The sequence below is a fragment of the Streptomyces sp. NPDC059456 genome (assembly GCF_042750055.1).
In the GTDB taxonomy this organism is placed as follows: Bacteria; Actinomycetota; Actinomycetes; order Streptomycetales; family Streptomycetaceae; genus Streptomyces.
This window is the reverse complement of the sequence record NZ_JBHYVA010000151.1, coordinates 1-14,613: the sequence shown is the minus strand read 5'-3', so window position 1 is coordinate 14,613 and position 14,613 is coordinate 1. Positions and strand designations below refer to the sequence as shown.

Genomic DNA, 14,613 nt, shown 5'->3' with positions numbered 1-14,613 from the left:
GCTGATCAGGTGGGCAGTCGACGGCACCTGGGAGGCGATCCTCGCCGCTGTCCTGGCAGCGGCTGATGCCAACGACGAGATCGACTGGACCGTGGCGGTCGACTCCACGATCGTCCGGGCCCACCAACACGCCGCCGGTGCACGGAAAAGGGGGCGACTCGATCCGGCAAGCCCGCCGACCACACTCTCGGACGCTCCCGCGGCGGGCTGAGCACCAAGGTCCACCTGGCCTCAGACGGCGGGGCACGGCCCCTGGCCTTCATTGTCACTGCAGGTCAGGCCGGTGACGCGCCTGCCTTCGAGAGCGTGATGTCCCGCATTCGCGTACCCCGCAGCGGCCCCGGAAGACCACGAACCCGGCCCTTCGCGGTGCTGGCCGACCGGGCCTACTCCTCCCGCGCCATCCGCAATCACCTGCGGCGCCGGGGAATCCGGGCGGTTATCCCGCAGCCCTCCGACCAGATCGGGCACCGCCTGCGGCGGGGCCGCCACGGTGGCCGTCCACCCGGCTTTGACCGCGAGGCCTACAAGCAGCGGAACACCGTCGAACGCTGCATCAACCGGCTCAAGCAGTGGCGCAGCCTGGCCACACGAACCGACAAACTCGCCATCGCCTACCAGGCCGCACTCCACATCGCCGGCATCCTCATCTGGACCCGACGCTGACCAAGGAGACAGAACCTAGTCACCAGCCACAGTTCCATGTCTGACCAGGCGCAATGCAGCCAGTCCGCAGAAACCGCTTCCCCCCTCGTTTCCCCCCGCAGACGACAAAGCACATACACAGCACGCAAGAACCCGCACGAGGGGTGCTTCTCGGCAAGGCGCGTTCCGCTCTCGGGGGCAGAGCCATTCGGCACCGGCCGAGGCGCACACCGTGTGCGTCGTCGGCCGCCTGCTGACCCGGACGATCCCCGCAGGCTCGGGGTCCACGCGCCCGATCAGGGGCCGGGTACGCGGCCGGCCAAACCCTCCCCGCGCACCCTGCAGTCCGGAGCGAAGAACACCTCGGCGGGGACCGGTAAGGGCAACCCCTGGCTGCGGGGCGCGCTCGGCGAAGCCGCGATGACCGCCTCCCTCACGGACACGTTCCTGGGTGAACGCTACCGGCGGATCGTCAAACGCCGGGGCCACATGAAGGCCCTGGTCGCCGTCGCCCGATCGATCCTGGTCATCGTCTGGCACCACCTGTTGGCGGAGCCAGACACCCGTTTCCAGGACCTCGGCTCCGACTTCCACACCAAGCGTCTCGATCCAGCATGGCAAAACATGAGCTACGGAAGTTCAAGGCACTGGGCTACGACGTCACACTGACCCCGACGGCCGCCAGAGGCTGATCGACATAGAGAGAAGGTTCCCGCTCCGCGGCAACCCCCGGACCGGCGGTCGGGGGTCACCCTGTGCTGCCCGCCTCACCCCCATGATTACTGAGGTTTTCGGGTTGTCGTCGGGGCGTGACGGTTCATGATCCCTGCGGTATGCCGGTGGTATGCGTTATCCGGAGGGTGGGGGCCTGACTGCTGAGCGTCGGGCGTTTCGTGAGGGGATCCGGCTTCAGGCCGGCGTGCGGTTCGCGGCGGGCGTGAAGACCGCGGTGATCGCGAAAGAGCTGCGGGTGAGTGTGCGGTCGGTGGAGCGGTGGCGCCGTCCCTGGCGCGAGGGCGGCATGGAGGCCCTGCATTCGGCGGGTCCGGCGAATTCCCCGACCGTCACCGACGCCCAGTTCGCTGAGCTCGAGGAAGAACTCGGCAAGGGACCGGCGGCGCACGGCTTCGAAGACGAACGGTGGACCCTGGCCCACGTCCAGACGGTGATCCGTATCCAGCTTCGGGTGAGTCTGTCGGTGGCGACGGTGTGGCGGCTGCTGAAACGGCACGGCTGGTCCTGGCAGGCACCCGCCCGCAGAGCACTGGAACGCGACGAGCACGCGGTCGAGCTGTGGAAGAAGGAGGTGTGGCCCCGGGTAAAAGACTCGCGGCGGCATCCGGGGCCTGGATCGTCTTCGAGGACGAAGCCGGCTTCTCCATGACGCCGCCGGTCGCCCGCACCTGGGGCCGACGCGGGCAGACCCCCGTCATCCGCGTCCGAGGCAGGTCCCGCCGCCGGACCTCAGTCGCCGCCCTGTGCTGCTACAAACCCGGCGAGAAGAGCCGCCTCATCCACCGCCCCCGCACCCACCTCCTGCTCAAAGGCGCACGCAAAAGCTTTTCCTGGAAGGACTACCGCGACCTCCTGGTCCGCGCGCACATCCAGCTCGACGACCCGATCGTGGTGATCTGGGACAACCTCAACACCCATCTGGCCACAGGACTGAAGCGGTACGAAACCGAGCACGACTGGCTCACCACCGTCCGCCTCCCGCCGTATGCACCCGACCTCAATCCCGTCGAGGCCGTCTGGTCACTCGTCCGCAGAGCGACGGCCAACACCGCCTTCGACACCCCCGACGACCTCGACCCCACACTCCGCCGCGAGTTACGACGGATCCAGCTCCGACCCCGCCTGAACGACGACTGCCTCACCGCCACCGGCTTGGCCATCAACCCACCGACCCCACACTGAAAACCTCAGCAGGAGAGCGGTCGCCCTGCCCTCAGCACGTCGGCAGAAGGCGCTCCCGGGCGCCAAGAGTGTCCGGGAGCGCGAGCGGCGGACGGTTACCGCCAGCCCTGCGTCACCTTGTCGGGCGCGGTGTTCCAGCTCTTCGGGATGAAGGTGACCATGTAGGCGCCGCGGTCGAAGTCGGCGTAGCCGGAAGACCAGTTCTGGAACCTGCTCTCGTACACGTTCATCGGACCCATGTCGCCGTTGGGGTTGTGGAAGTGGTTGGCGTGGGTCCAGATCGTCTTGTCGGCAGCGGGCTCCTTCTGGTCGCCGAACCAGCCGTAGTCGAAGTTGACGAAGCTCTCACTGGGCTTGGTGGCGCTGCGCGAGGTGTTCCGGTCCTTCGACATGTCGACGAGGCCGGTGGCCTGGCTGGGGCGGAAGCCCTCGGGGTCGCCGAACTTCCTCTTGTCGGCGGAACTGCGCGGGTCCTGGGCACTCCAGAAGTGCTTCGAGTAGATGACAGCCTTCATCTTGGAGGGATCGGAGTTTCCTCCGTTCTTGTCCCTGAACGACGGCGTGTTGCGCAGGGCCGCGTAGAAGTTCGAGCGGCCGTCCTCGTCGGCCAGGGCGTCGTTCGTCTTGCCGAGCTCCGCCTTGAGCTTGGCGAGGTAGGCATTCTCGTCGCCGGAGCCTTCGAGGGCCTTGTTCATGACGGACGCGACATCTCGAGCCCGCTTGAAGCCCTTCTCCTCGTCGAAGCTCTGCTTGGCTATTCGCCCCTCGAATTCAGCCTGGGTTTCACCGGGTCGGGGGCTGGTGTTCTTGACAGAGTCCTTGTACTTGCTCTCGTCGAAGAACGCAAAACCCAGCTTGTTCGTCGGGTAGTTTCCGGAATTCACCCACGTGACGCCGACGCACCCGTAGGCGAGTGCCTCTCGCTGCGCTTCAGTCATCTGCTGCCGCTGACCGTCGCGCTGGCTGTACACCTGCTGCCACTTGCGTATGTAGTTGCCGACCGAGGTCGAGGCCCTGCCTCCGTAAACGCGGTACGGGTCGGGCATCCGGTCCAGCGGCTCCGCCGGCGGGGTCTCCATCCCGCCGTCCGCCGCGGCCCTGGAGGACTCGGAGGCGTTCGGCGGCACGGAGCCCGTGGGTTTTCCGGGCTGCCCGAGGCTCAGCGCCTTCTCGTTCAGGGTGTTGATGCGCATGACATCGGCCGCGGTGAGTCCGTGGTTCTCGGCGTAGGAGCGCACCGTCTCCCCGGCAGGAACCCCGGTGGGAACTTCGGCGGCGTGGCCGACCGACGGGACGAGACCGGCGGTGCACATCACTACGGCCACAGCGGTGAAGGTGAGGGACTTCGAGCGCCTGTACATGAGGGTCAAAAACTCCACTACGGTGAAATCGAATGAACGGAGGCGTGAGTGTGCGAGAGGGCAGCTGCGCAGGAACGGCGTGCCAGGCGGGAGCGCGCGCGGAACTCAAGCCCACCGGGAAAGGCACTTCGTGGCATCTAGCGGCGCCTCAAGGCTCCTGGGAGGCCTATGCGGCGACTATTGCCGAACACATTTCTTACTCCCGAACAGATAGCCGTTTCGTACGAGGAAAGATGATGTCCTCCGCTCCGCACCCCTGCCAACTCCCCGCCGACGCCCGGCTGCAGAATCGGCCATGCCGCCGGATGACCGCTATCCGGACAGGTATCCGAGCCTGCCGGAGAGGTGCGCGGGCAGGGCGCCTCGGCGTTCCCCTCCGTACGAGGACCTGCGGCACGGCCGGGATCGACTCCCCGAATGCCGGACAGCGTAGTAACTGAGCGGTCACCGACGGGTATGGATGCAGCTCATTGGACGTGATATGGCCGCCCAAGCTCCGGCCCACGGGGCCCTGGGACGCCGACCGGAGCGACCGATACCCCCGACGGAACCATCAGTTCTCCGCCACCGCTCCGGCGCTCCTCACCGCTGCGCGGTGCCTGCCACCCACCCTTGCCACACAGGAAACGGCCGGTAATGCCCCGTCACGGGCCCCTGGCTGATCTCGCGGACGGCACTGCACCACACCGGCGTCCGGTTGAGCGCGCTCGGGCAAGTCGATCCGCACGCGCAGCGGGTGTGCCAGGGCGCGCCGCGAGAAGGGTCGGCCTTCCCCAGTGGTGTCGAAGAACTCGGCGAATACACGCCCGTCCAGCAGCGCAACCCGGTCGGCCAGGACCGCCCCGGGGTCGCCTGCGGCCCCTGCCTGCCGCTCGCGCGCGTCGAGCTCGCGCAATATCGCGTGCGCCCCGGCATCCGCCAGGGTGGTGCGCAGCGCATCCACGGCGGGCGGCAGGCGAGACGTTGTTCGCCGCGATCGTTTACGTGCTGGTCAGCGGGTGTGCCTGGCGGGCCCTGCCACCCTGCTTCGGGATATCGAAATCCACGGCCCACCGCCGGTTCCTGATCTGGTCGAGGGCGGGAGTCTGGGGCCGGCTGCACGAGGAGATCCTGTACCGGCTCGACGACGCCGGGCTCCTCGATCTCTCCCGAGCAGTCCTCGACTCCGCGCACGTGCGAGCCAAAAAGGGGGCGAACTCACAGGTCCGAGCCCCGTGGACCGGGGCAAGCCGGGCTCCAAAACGCACGTCCTGTCGGACGCGGCCGGACTGCCCCTCCTCGTCGGCGTCTCGGCCGCCAACACCCACGACAGCCAGGCCCTGAAGCCCCCTGCCCAAAGACTGCGAGCCGCACCCACAAATCCAAAAACCCGACGAGTCGACATCGATCGGCAGCCGCCGACGCCCCCAGTCGCCCCCGCGGCTCCACTCCACCTGGATCCGCCACGCCGGCCACGCCCGACCGGAGGAGCTGGAGCCGGTGATCCTCGCTTGGGGGCAGGACTTCGCCGAGTCCCTGGGCCGCCTCGCCGCCTCCGGCGACACCGCCGTCTGCCTGGAAATCGTCCAGGAGATCACAGACCCTGACGACCCCGGGCAAAAGGGCATCGCCCTCAGCCCAGCCCTCCTATCCTGGCTGGCCACGTCCCACGCCTCCCTGGACATCGACCAGTACGTCTACAGCGACCCGCAATAACTGGGAAGCCCCGCTGGCCCGCCAGCGGGGCCAGCGCACCGGCCGTGCCGCGACCCCCGGGGTCCCCCTTCATGGCAGAGCAGCGGGAGAGCACCCGGAGAGCACCTCGCCGCCGGCAAACCGCCGTAGGCAGCGCTTGTGGCCCTGTTCTCGTATGGCTACGGACAGGTGGCGTGTGCTTTTGAGTTACGGTTCCGGGCCGTCGGGAGCTCGTGGCAGGCCCGCCCCTTGGACCCGTTGCCGGTGTCGCCGATCTGGCCGCCGGCTTCGGCGAGCGGTCGAGGACCAGACCGACGTCCGTACCTTCGGCGGCGCTGGTGGTGACGGCTCCGTCGGGGATAAGAGGTCCTACTGACCTTTCCGTTGAGTTGTCGTGTGGAGCGATGGGCCGGTTTCGGCGAGGCACCCCTCGATGAGGTGGGGCCGTCGTTGGATGCGGCGCAGGCCGCTGCGGACTGCTTGGACGAGGTGGTCGCGGTCGGTGAAGACGACGTTGGCGGTAGTGTGGCTTTATTCACTGCTTGTGAAGCGCGTTGTTCACGGGTTTGGGTTCTGGCTCACTTTCCGTGGAGGATGCACGCTGAGTGACGGTTGTCGGGTGAGGGCGCCCTGGGGAAGTCGCCCGGAATTGGCCCGTACCGGGTGCGGTGTGGCTGACAGTTCGGCCCGTGGAAGAAGTGGTGCTCCGGCTGGAGGGGTTACTGTTCCCGTCGATCGCCGGCGTGACGGTGCTGTCCGTCGCCGTGAACGACGAGGCGGTACGTATAGAGGCCCGAAGTACGGTGCCCGGGGCCGTCTGTCCCGGATGCGGGATCTGGTCACGGCGGATTCACAGCTCCTACCTGCGGTTTCCCGCTGATCTGCCCAGCGGAGGCAGACGGGTCGCTCTCTGTTTGCGCGTCCGCAGGTTCCTCTGCCCTGTCCGCTCGTGCGGGCGGCGGACCTTCGCCGAACAGCTGCCGGGCTTGACCCGTCGGTACGGCCGACGGACCGAGCGCCTGCGGTCGACGCTGGCCGCGGTCGGCCTCGCGCTCGCCGGCAGGGCCGGTGCCCGCCTGGCGCGCGTCTTCGGCGTGTCTGTGAGCCGCAGCACAGTGCTCAGGCTGGTCGAAGCGTTGCCCGACCCCGAAGTTCCAGCCCCGCGGGTGGTCGGCGTCGATGAGTACGCGACCCGCAAGGGGCGTCACTACGGGACTGTCCTGGTCGACGTCGAAAGCCGGCGTCCACTGGACCTGCTGCCCGACAGAGAGGCATCCAGCCTCGCGGCTTGGCTCGCGAAACGGCCCGGGGTGGAGGTGGTCTGCCGCGATCGGGCACCGTTCTTCGCCGAAGGTGCCACGGCCGGGGCGCCGCAGGCGGTGCAGGTCGCGGACAGGTGGCATCTTTGGCACAACCTGAGCGAGGCTGCAGAGCGGTGCGTCGCAGACCACCGCGGATGCCTGCAGGTCCTGGCGCCAGATCCCGCCCAGCCTGCCCCCGATCCGGAGAAGTTCGAAGACCCCTCCGGCTCGCCCTGGCGGAGGGGACACCGCTTCCCTGACCGCACCCGTGCCAACCACGCGACCGTCCACGAACTGCTGGCCGCCGGGCTCAGCCGGAGGGCGATCGGCCGCCAACTCCGCATGACCTCCCGCACCGTCAAGCTCCTAGCCGACGCAGCCACACCGGAGGAACTGTTCCAGGGGCAGTGGCAGGGCCGGCCATCCAAACTCGATGCCTTCAAGCCCTACCTGGATGACCGCTGGAACCAAGGCTGCACGAACGCATGGAGGGTGTGGGAGGAGATCGTGCCGCTCGGCTATCAGGGCAGCTACCAGCGGGTTCGCGCCTACTTCCGGGAGAAGCGGCTCTCGCCAAGCCCCGTCACCGCTCGTCCACCCTCACCCCGGGTCGTCGCAGGATGGATCCTCCGCCGGCCGGAGACCCTCACCGAGACGGAGCACCTTCGACTCAAGGCCGTTCTGGTCCACTGCCCTGAACTGGACGCCCTCGCCCGCCACGTCCGCTCCTTCGGACAGATGCTCAGCGAGCGCCAGGGCGAACGGCTGCCGCAGTGGCTCGATGCCGTCCGGCAAGATAACCTCCCCGGCCTCCATACCCTCGCCGCAGGCATCGAACGTGACCGCGACGCCGTCATTGCCGGGCTCACCCTGCCCTGGAACTCCGGCGTCGTCGAAGGACACGTCAACCGGATCAAGATGCTCAAACGCCAGATGTTCGGCCGCGCCGGCTTCGCTCTCCTGCGGAAGAGGGTTCTTCTGGCCAGCTGACCACAGCCACCCATAGGGTGACGGGGACGAGAGAAGATGCACCATGGATCCCCGCATATCCCGCCTGCGTCGCATGCTGGCCGCGATCCCGTTCCAACCGTTGCGCAGCCATTCCTTCGGGGAAGAGCAACACGAGTTTCGCCTCGGTCCGAGGCTGGCGGAAGCACGCGTCGCTGGGTTTGAGGCCGAGCACAACATCGTCCTACCCGACGCCTATCGGCAGTTCCTCATGCACCTCGGAGGCTCAGGCGCGGCGCCGTTCTACGGCCTCATGCCGCTGGAGCGGTGTTCCCTGCTGGTCATGAATCCGCGCGGAGAACCAGGGGCACCACGCGGCTTCAGCGGCACAGGATCTGGGACCCACGAGCGCGATCTCTTCCTCCACATCATCGAAATGGGCTGCACCGACGTATGCGTCATCGCGGTGACCGGTCCCCTCACCGGCCGCGTCCTCATCGGCAACGGCGACGGGTATTGGGGTCCCAACGTCTCCTCCGCCACAGACTTCCTCGACTGGTACGAACGCTGGCTCAACCACATGAGTGCCGGACGCGACAACCGGGCCCTGGAACTCACCTCACCCCGGCTTCGCGCCCACCCCAACCGCCATCGCATGGCCCCGAAGATCTGACTCTCCGTAACAACTCCACGGAATGTGAGCCAGAACCCGTAGCTCGCTAACAAAGCCACACACCCGGATCAGCGGGGCAGGATGCGCAGTACTGCCTCGCGTTCGCCGCTGAGCCGCAGGCCTTGCTGTACTGCGGCGCTCAGATCGAGGTCGCCGAGCAGGGTCGCGGCCAGCAGGTGCGGCGGTCCGGTCAGTGACGCGGTGGGGTGGTCGACCCGGCCGGCGTGTGTGTGCACCGAGCCGTCTTTGACTTCGATGACCAGGTCCTCGCTGCCGTCGGCGTGCAGTTGCAGGGCGATTGCCGGCTGGTCGGGGCGGTGGTCGGTCAGTGCTCGGGCGGGCATGTCCAGCCAGTGGGTGCGGAAGGTGTCACTGTCGCCCGGCTCACGCAACAGCGGCATGCCCCACCGGCTCAGCTCCCGCAGCACCGGCTCCAGCTCACGGCCGCGCTCGGTGAGGGAGAACAGGCTGGTGGCCACCGGCGGCGGGGCGGCCTCGCGGTGGATCAGGCCGGCTTCCTCGAGTTCGCGGAGCCGGTCGACCAGCAGGTTGCTGGCGATCCCGGGCAGCCCGTTGCGCAGGTCGGTGTGCCGGCACGGACCCAGGGCGAACAGTTCACGGACGATCAGCAGGGTCCATCGGTCGCCGACGGTGTCCAGTGTTTTCGCGATGCCGCAGTACTGCCCGTAGGTGCGCATGCCATCATCCTACATCGTGGTGTTGAGATTCAAAACTTGCTTGTTGACTTTCTCAACAACGTCGGTCTAGCGTCGCTGCCCATGACCCCCACCCTTTCCGTGCGTCGGCTGGCCTGGGCCGGCGTCGAGATCCGTCTCGGCGACACCCGCCTGCTGATCGACCCGCTCGAGAACGTCGCTCCGCTGGCACCGGTGATGGGGCCGCCGCACCGGCCGGTCGACCCGGTCGATACCCCGCCCGGCACCCACGCCCTCATCACCCACCTACACCCCGACCACTACGACCACGACCTGATCGCCCGGATCGCGGCCACCGGCACGATCGGCTGCCACACCCCGAGCGCGGCGGCGCTGCACGAGGTGGGCATCACCCCCGTTGCCCAGGACCTGGGCCGGTCACGCCGCATCGGAGAGCTGACCGTCATCCCGGTGACCTCGCTGGACTGGCGCGGCAACGACTGTGACCAGGTCGCCTGGGTCGTCGAAGGCGCCGGCCGGCGGGTCATCCACTGCGGCGACACCCAGTGGCACGGCAGCTGGTGGCAGATCGCCCGCGACCACGGCCCGTTCGACGTCGCGTTCGTACCGGTCAACGGCGTCATCGCCCACTTCGAGGGCTACGCGGCCAACGTCCCGGCGACCATGACCCCCGAGCAGGGCGTCGAGGCCGCCGTCGCACTCGGCGCCGGCACCGTCTGCGCCATGCACTACGGCCTGTTCCACAACCCGCCGTTCTACACCGAACAACCCGACATCGAGCAGCGCTTCCAGCACGCCGCCGACGAGCGCGGCATCACCGCGGCCATCATCGCCGACGGCCAGCCCGTCCTGTGACCATCAGAAACAAGGAGCAACACATGAAGATCGTCCTGTTCGGTGCCAGCGGCAACATCGGCCGGCCCACCACCGAGGAACTACTGCGTCGCGGCCACACCGTCACCGCGGTCACCCGAGCCGGCCACGTCGACGGACTCAAGCACAAGGCCCTGACCGTGACCACCGGTGACGTCACAGACGCCGCCGCGGTCGCCGGCCTCGCCGCCTCCCACGACGCCGCACTGTCGGCCGTCGGCCCCCGGATCGGCCAGGAGAACGACCGCGCCACGATCGTCGGTGCCGCCCGTGCGCTGATCGACGGACTCCGCCGAGCCGGCGTCACCCGCCTGGTCACCATCGGCGGTGCCGGTAGCCTGCGCACGCCGACCGGCGCCCGGGTCATGGACGACCCGGACTTCCCCGCGCTGTGGAAGGCCAACGCCGAGGCCCAGTCCGAAGCGCTCGACCTCTACCGCGGCGTGCACGACCTCGACTGGACGTACGTGTCGCCCGCCGCGGTCATCGCAGCGGGCGAGCGGACCGGGGCCTACCGCAGCGCCGGGGACACCCTGCTCACCGACGACGACGGCAACAGCCGCATCTCGTACGCCGACTACGCGATCGCCTTGGCCGACACGATCGAGAGCGGCACCGCGATCCGCCGCCGCATCACCGTGGCGTACTGAGCCATGAGCAACGACGCCGCCGGCCGGCACACCCGGTTCATCGTCCTGCTCGCAGCGCTCGCGGCCCTGGGACCACTGTCCATCGACGGCTACCTGCCCGGACTGCCGGACCTCGCCGGCGACCTGCGCGCCAGCGCCGCGGCCACCCAGCTCACCATCACCGCCTGCCTGGCCGGGCTGGCCATCGGGCAGCTGATCGCCGGGCCGCTGAGCGACACCTACGGCCGGCGGCGTCCGTTGCTGGCGGGCCTCGCCCTCTACACGATCGCCAGCGCGCTCTGCGCGGTGGCGCCCGACGTCCGGACCTTCGTCGGCCTACGCCTGGTCCAGGGCATCGGCGGGGCGTTCGGCATCGTCATCGCCAACGCCATGGTCCGCGACCGCACCTCCGGAACCCGCACCGCACGTCTCTTCTCCACACTGACCTTGATCACCGGCCTGGCGCCGGTGTTCGCGCCGGTCCTCGGCGGCCAGCTACTGCGCGTCACGGCCTGGCCGGCGATCTTCGTGAGCCTGGCCGTACTCGGCGCCGTGATGCTGACGGCGTCCGCCGCAGGACTGCCGGAGACCCGGTCCTCCGCGTCACGCCAGCCGCTGGCGGCTGTCGTCGGGCAGCTGCTCAGCGACCGGGTCTTCACCGGGTACGTCCTGGCCAACGGCCTGGTCTTCGCGGCGATGTTCGCCTACATCTCCGGCTCGCCGTTCGTCCTGCAGGAAATCCACGGCCTGACACCGCAGCAGTACAGCGCCGTGTTCGCCGTCAACGCCGCCGGACTCATTGCGGCCGCCCAGATCAGCGGCCGGCTGGTGGCCCGGGCCGGCGCCCACGTGATGCTGCTCGCCGGTCTGCTGGGCGCGACAGCCGGTGGCACCACGGTCCTGGGCGCGGTGCTGACACGGGCACCCCTGCCCGTGCTCCTGATCGGCCTGTTCGTCCTGGTCTCCAGCGTGGGCCTGGTCATGCCGAACGCCGCGGCCCAGGCCCTGGCCGACCACGGCGGACACGCCGGGTCGGCCGCCGCTCTGCTCGGCTTCAGCCAGTTCATGTTCGGCGGGGCACTTGCTCCGCTGGCCGGCGCGGGTGGCGCCACCGACGCCTTGCCGATGGGAATCATCGTCGCCGTGCTGCCGGCGCTCGCTCTGCTCACACTCGGCGTCCTCACCCGGTCGATGCCCGGTGAGCGCACTCGCAGGCCGGCTCGCCAAGGACGTGCCGGGCACCGGCAACCGCGCCGGCACATCGATCGCAGACGAGCCGGCATCCAGTGAATCGGGCCAGCGTCTGACGAACAGGGCGATTCCGCGATCAGCGTGACAGACGTACGACGACGGTCGGGTGCAGCGACGCGTGGAACGCGAAAGATCGGCGTCCCGCCGCAACGAGGCAGGGCCTCCGCGAGCCGCCAGCTCGTCCTACAAGCCCCGGCACCCATCATCGCGAAGGCACTCGGCTACCACGACAAGACCGCCACCCGCCTGGTCACCAAAGCCGGAGGAACCTGGAGTCGATATGCACCTGGCGACCACACACGCTGCCAGAAGCGACGTGGCTGCTCTGGTGAGCCAAGCTCCCGCGACCGGCCCGATGTCAGTACCAGGTGGCAGGCTCCGCCTCCATGAACAAGCAGCAGTTCTGGCACCTCATTAAGACGTCATCTCATTTGGCGAGTCTGCGGTAGCAGATGAGGGTGCAGGCGATGCTGGTGAAGGCGAGGAAGTGTACGGCCTTGCGTTCGTAGCGGCGGTGGAGGCGGCGGCAGCCGGCGAGCCAGGCCATGGTGCGTTCGATGGTCCAGAGGTGGTGGCCGAGCCGCTGCGAGGACTCGATTCCTCTGGTGCGTCGTGACAGGTGAATCGCCCCGCCCAGGTTGCGGGCGGGGCGATGACAGGGTTTCGGAACAGTTTCGAGGTTCAGTTCAGGCAAGCGTCATGACGCGCTCACGCAATGATGGAAAACCTCTGGTTGATCGAGTTCTTATTGCAGTTGTCGAGCCCAATCCACGTCGGTTCGGCAGACGTACTGCTTTCGAACACACTCAAGCAGAGCCCGGAGAGATCGTGACGTATCATCATCGATTTCATGCCGGTACCTCCGGCGTCGGCGGGGTCTGTGGAGAACGTCTGATCCACTGACCCGGAGCACGGGTAGAGTTCCAGCTTCGCCCTGACTTCCGAAACGTACCCGAGCGGGTCCAGGCAGAGGCCACTGTCCGCTTCCTTGATCGTTGTCAGTGCCGCTTCCGCCCCTACGCCCGCCGCCTTCGCTTTCGAAAACGAGCCAGAGAAGACGAATTCATCGAACGGGGACGAGGGGTATCCGAGAATAACGCTGTCGCCGGTGTACGGGCTGCCATTGGGCTGCATGGTGTAATTCGGATACTTGTTGGATCGAAGGTAGTATTCCTCGCCCCCGCCACTCAAATTGAACTCATTGTACACCGGATAGTGGTCGCTGCTTCCGATCTGGCCGTCACGGACCATGCGCAACCCTGGGAAGCGATGCGTTGACACCATGTAGTCAAGAGTTCCCGCGCTGTCCTGTGTAGGCACACCGGGTTGATAAATCTGTGGCCGCCTGCTTTCCGTTGGCCACACTCCGTTGATGAAGGACTGAAGGGCGCCGGGGTTTACGTTGAAATCCCCTATCGCGGTCCAGTTCAATCCGTCGACAGCTGCAACGGTTGCGTTGATGTTCGACAGGATTTGAACAGCATCCTGCCCGTTGTTCGGAGACGGCGCATGGACGTTGAAATAGTAGTCCAGGCCGATCCTGATACCGAAGGAGGGACGGGTGTTGGGGCGCGGGGGCGGCGCGATGAGGACGGACAGCGCCATTTCCCTTGCGATTATGGCGAAGTTGACCCGTCCCCCATTGGCGGCGTTTCCGTTCATCCAGTAGACCTGGTAGGTCGCGCCGGGCGCTTCCCAGCGGTAACGGCGAACCTGGTACGTCACGTTGCCGAACGTTCGTTCCGCCACGACGCCGAAGTCCTGCATCTCGGCGGGCGCAGGGCCTGCCTCCTGGATTACCGCCAACTGGTTCTCCCGACCGTGTCCACGGCTCAGGAGGGCGGCGACGCTGCTCCAGTTTTGACCGAGAGAGTTCCAGGTCACCAGGTTGATACTGGCAAATGGAGTCGGTTGAGCCTGGGCCGGTGACGCGGGAATCAGGATGAGCATACTGAAAACACAGAGCAGGACCCCTATGAGAGGGAAGCGTTTCTGCAATCGACTCGAATGAGCTTTACTGCTCACTGTTGAAAATTCCTTTCAGGGTGAATCGATGGTCCGTCTGGATGTCGTGGTGGCGTAGGTCCTCGGCGATGGCCAGGAGTTCGGTGACGGCCGGGAGTTCGGCGGTTCCGCGTCCGAGGCGCTTCATTTCGTGCACGGTGAGGATGACCCGCTGACGGGGGACGGCCTTCTTGATGGTGCGGGCGAAGTCCATCGCCTACGAATGGCGAGCTGGAGGGTGAAGTTCCACGTGCACGGGACGGACACCATCCTGGTCACGCGGGGCGCGCTCCCTGCCGGACCCCCGAGCCGGGACTCAGCCCCCGTTCGGCGCCACTTGCCACGCGGTCCAGGAGCCCTCGATGTTCGGCCGGACCCAGTTCGGAGGGGGGCGCCTGGACCGGTCCGGAGACCGGTTCGTCGGCGGTGGCGGCCTGGGCGATGTACGGGACGGCGAGCAGGGTACCGGCCAGGGCCACGCTCGCCGCGACGGCCGCCCGGCGCCGTGACGACTTGTCCGGCTTGGGTGTTTTCATGGTGGTTGAGCCTTCGGTGAGGGGTGCGAAAAGGGCGCGGGCGGCCCCCCCCCCGCGCCCGCCGGGGCCCGCCGCGTGGTGGCGCCGGGGGAACGCCCCCGCCGCAGGGGCGTGTGGGCCGGGA

The 14,613-nt window shown here is 67.7% G+C and carries 15 protein-coding genes and 3 pseudogenes; 11 read left to right on the top strand and 7 right to left on the bottom strand.

Translation table 11 applies throughout. The features are described from left to right. The 4 genes and pseudogenes from ACFXA3_RS15975 to ACFXA3_RS15960 all read left to right on the top strand — a co-directional run. Positions 1 to 666, top strand: a pseudogene (locus ACFXA3_RS15975) (IS5 family transposase); the annotation flags it as partial. A 213-nt stretch (positions 667 to 879) separates the two neighbouring features. After that, positions 880 to 1,314, top strand: a complete 435-nt coding sequence (locus ACFXA3_RS15970; protein ID WP_385187166.1) for a hypothetical protein — start codon at positions 880 to 882, stop codon at positions 1,312 to 1,314. Between the two features lie 175 nt (positions 1,315 to 1,489). Further along, entirely contained in the window at positions 1,490 to 2,029 is a 540-nt protein-coding gene (locus ACFXA3_RS15965) for a winged helix-turn-helix domain-containing protein (protein ID WP_385187165.1), read from the top strand. Beyond that, on the top strand, positions 2,026 to 2,562 hold the full coding sequence (locus ACFXA3_RS15960; protein ID WP_385187170.1) for a transposase: 537 nt from the start codon (positions 2,026 to 2,028) through the stop codon (positions 2,560 to 2,562). Before ACFXA3_RS15965 ends, ACFXA3_RS15960 begins: the two co-directional genes overlap by 4 nt. A gap of 95 nt (positions 2,563 to 2,657) precedes the next feature. Here ACFXA3_RS15960 and ACFXA3_RS15955 read toward each other — a convergent pair whose 3' ends face one another. Next, entirely contained in the window at positions 2,658 to 3,923 is a 1,266-nt protein-coding gene (locus ACFXA3_RS15955) for a protein-glutamine gamma-glutamyltransferase (RefSeq protein WP_385187163.1), read from the bottom strand. A 553-nt stretch (positions 3,924 to 4,476) separates the two neighbouring features. After that, complete coding sequence (locus ACFXA3_RS15950; RefSeq protein WP_385187172.1) at positions 4,477 to 4,866, bottom strand: hypothetical protein; 390 nt, start codon at positions 4,864 to 4,866, stop codon at positions 4,477 to 4,479. Positions 4,867 to 4,880: 14 nt separating this feature from the next. On the opposite strand from ACFXA3_RS15950, the pseudogene ACFXA3_RS15945 reads away from it, so the two are divergent. The 4 genes and pseudogenes from ACFXA3_RS15945 to ACFXA3_RS15930 all read left to right on the top strand — a co-directional run. Then, positions 4,881 to 5,251 (top strand): annotated as a pseudogene (locus tag ACFXA3_RS15945) (transposase); the annotation flags it as partial. A 1-nt stretch (position 5,252) separates the two neighbouring features. Then, entirely contained in the window at positions 5,253 to 5,618 is a 366-nt protein-coding gene (locus ACFXA3_RS15940) for a DUF4279 domain-containing protein (RefSeq protein WP_385187168.1), read from the top strand. Between the two features lie 668 nt (positions 5,619 to 6,286). Beyond that, positions 6,287 to 7,888 carry an ISL3 family transposase gene (locus tag ACFXA3_RS15935; RefSeq protein WP_385187161.1) on the top strand — a complete coding sequence of 534 codons (1,602 nt, stop codon included), beginning with the start codon at positions 6,287 to 6,289 and terminating at the stop codon, positions 7,886 to 7,888. 43 nt (positions 7,889 to 7,931) lie between these two features. Next, on the top strand, positions 7,932 to 8,519 hold the full coding sequence (locus ACFXA3_RS15930) for an SMI1/KNR4 family protein (RefSeq protein WP_385187159.1): 588 nt from the start codon (positions 7,932 to 7,934) through the stop codon (positions 8,517 to 8,519). A gap of 68 nt (positions 8,520 to 8,587) precedes the next feature. On the opposite strand, the gene ACFXA3_RS15925 is transcribed toward ACFXA3_RS15930, so the two are convergent. Beyond that, complete coding sequence (locus tag ACFXA3_RS15925; RefSeq protein WP_385187157.1) at positions 8,588 to 9,217, bottom strand: winged helix-turn-helix transcriptional regulator; 630 nt, start codon at positions 9,215 to 9,217, stop codon at positions 8,588 to 8,590. An 81-nt stretch (positions 9,218 to 9,298) separates the two neighbouring features. On the opposite strand from ACFXA3_RS15925, the gene ACFXA3_RS15920 reads away from it, so the two are divergent. The 3 genes from ACFXA3_RS15920 to ACFXA3_RS15910 are packed head-to-tail and all read left to right on the top strand — an operon-like array spanning position 9,299 to position 11,988. Next, positions 9,299 to 10,051: an MBL fold metallo-hydrolase gene (locus ACFXA3_RS15920; RefSeq protein ID WP_385187155.1), complete on the top strand. Its 753-nt coding sequence runs from the start codon at positions 9,299 to 9,301 to the stop codon at positions 10,049 to 10,051. A gap of 23 nt (positions 10,052 to 10,074) precedes the next feature. Next, a complete protein-coding gene (locus ACFXA3_RS15915) occupies positions 10,075 to 10,719 on the top strand; it encodes an NAD(P)-dependent oxidoreductase (RefSeq protein WP_385187154.1) in 645 nt (214 codons plus the stop codon). 3 nt (positions 10,720 to 10,722) lie between these two features. After that, positions 10,723 to 11,988, top strand: a complete 1,266-nt coding sequence (locus ACFXA3_RS15910) for a multidrug effflux MFS transporter (protein WP_385187152.1) — start codon at positions 10,723 to 10,725, stop codon at positions 11,986 to 11,988. Between the two features lie 388 nt (positions 11,989 to 12,376). Here the strand turns inward: ACFXA3_RS15910 and ACFXA3_RS15905 are convergent. The 4 genes and pseudogenes from ACFXA3_RS15905 to ACFXA3_RS15890 all read right to left on the bottom strand — a co-directional run. Beyond that, positions 12,377 to 12,553: pseudogene (locus ACFXA3_RS15905) on the bottom strand (IS5/IS1182 family transposase); the annotation flags it as partial. A gap of 104 nt (positions 12,554 to 12,657) precedes the next feature. After that, a complete protein-coding gene (locus ACFXA3_RS15900) occupies positions 12,658 to 13,899 on the bottom strand; it encodes a ricin-type beta-trefoil lectin domain protein (RefSeq protein WP_385187150.1) in 1,242 nt (413 codons plus the stop codon). 64 nt (positions 13,900 to 13,963) lie between these two features. Continuing rightward, entirely contained in the window at positions 13,964 to 14,167 is a 204-nt protein-coding gene (locus ACFXA3_RS15895) for a hypothetical protein (RefSeq protein WP_363126650.1), read from the bottom strand. Between the two features lie 61 nt (positions 14,168 to 14,228). Beyond that, a complete protein-coding gene (locus tag ACFXA3_RS15890; protein WP_385187149.1) occupies positions 14,229 to 14,489 on the bottom strand; it encodes a hypothetical protein in 261 nt (86 codons plus the stop codon). Positions 14,490 to 14,613 lie beyond the last annotated feature (124 nt).

Bases quoted from the DNA above. Each gene is read 5' to 3' on its own strand.
- ACFXA3_RS15955 (WP_385187163.1), bottom strand. From the start codon at position 3,923: ATGTACAGGCGCTCGAAGTCCCTCACCTTCACCGCTGTGGCCGTAGTG.
- ACFXA3_RS15890 (WP_385187149.1), bottom strand. From the start codon at position 14,489: ATGAAAACACCCAAGCCGGACAAGTCGTCACGGCGCCGGGCGGCCGTC.
- ACFXA3_RS15960 (WP_385187170.1), top strand. From the start codon at position 2,026: ATGACGCCGCCGGTCGCCCGCACCTGGGGCCGACGCGGGCAGACCCCC.
- ACFXA3_RS15895 (WP_363126650.1), bottom strand. From the start codon at position 14,167: ATGGACTTCGCCCGCACCATCAAGAAGGCCGTCCCCCGTCAGCGGGTC.
- ACFXA3_RS15925 (WP_385187157.1), bottom strand. From the start codon at position 9,217: ATGCGCACCTACGGGCAGTACTGCGGCATCGCGAAAACACTGGACACC.
- ACFXA3_RS15930 (WP_385187159.1), top strand. From the start codon at position 7,932: ATGGATCCCCGCATATCCCGCCTGCGTCGCATGCTGGCCGCGATCCCG.
- ACFXA3_RS15910 (WP_385187152.1), top strand. From the start codon at position 10,723: ATGAGCAACGACGCCGCCGGCCGGCACACCCGGTTCATCGTCCTGCTC.
- ACFXA3_RS15965 (WP_385187165.1), top strand. From the start codon at position 1,490: ATGCGTTATCCGGAGGGTGGGGGCCTGACTGCTGAGCGTCGGGCGTTT.
- ACFXA3_RS15920 (WP_385187155.1), top strand. From the start codon at position 9,299: ATGACCCCCACCCTTTCCGTGCGTCGGCTGGCCTGGGCCGGCGTCGAG.
- ACFXA3_RS15915 (WP_385187154.1), top strand. From the start codon at position 10,075: ATGAAGATCGTCCTGTTCGGTGCCAGCGGCAACATCGGCCGGCCCACC.
- ACFXA3_RS15900 (WP_385187150.1), bottom strand. From the start codon at position 13,899: ATGCTCATCCTGATTCCCGCGTCACCGGCCCAGGCTCAACCGACTCCA.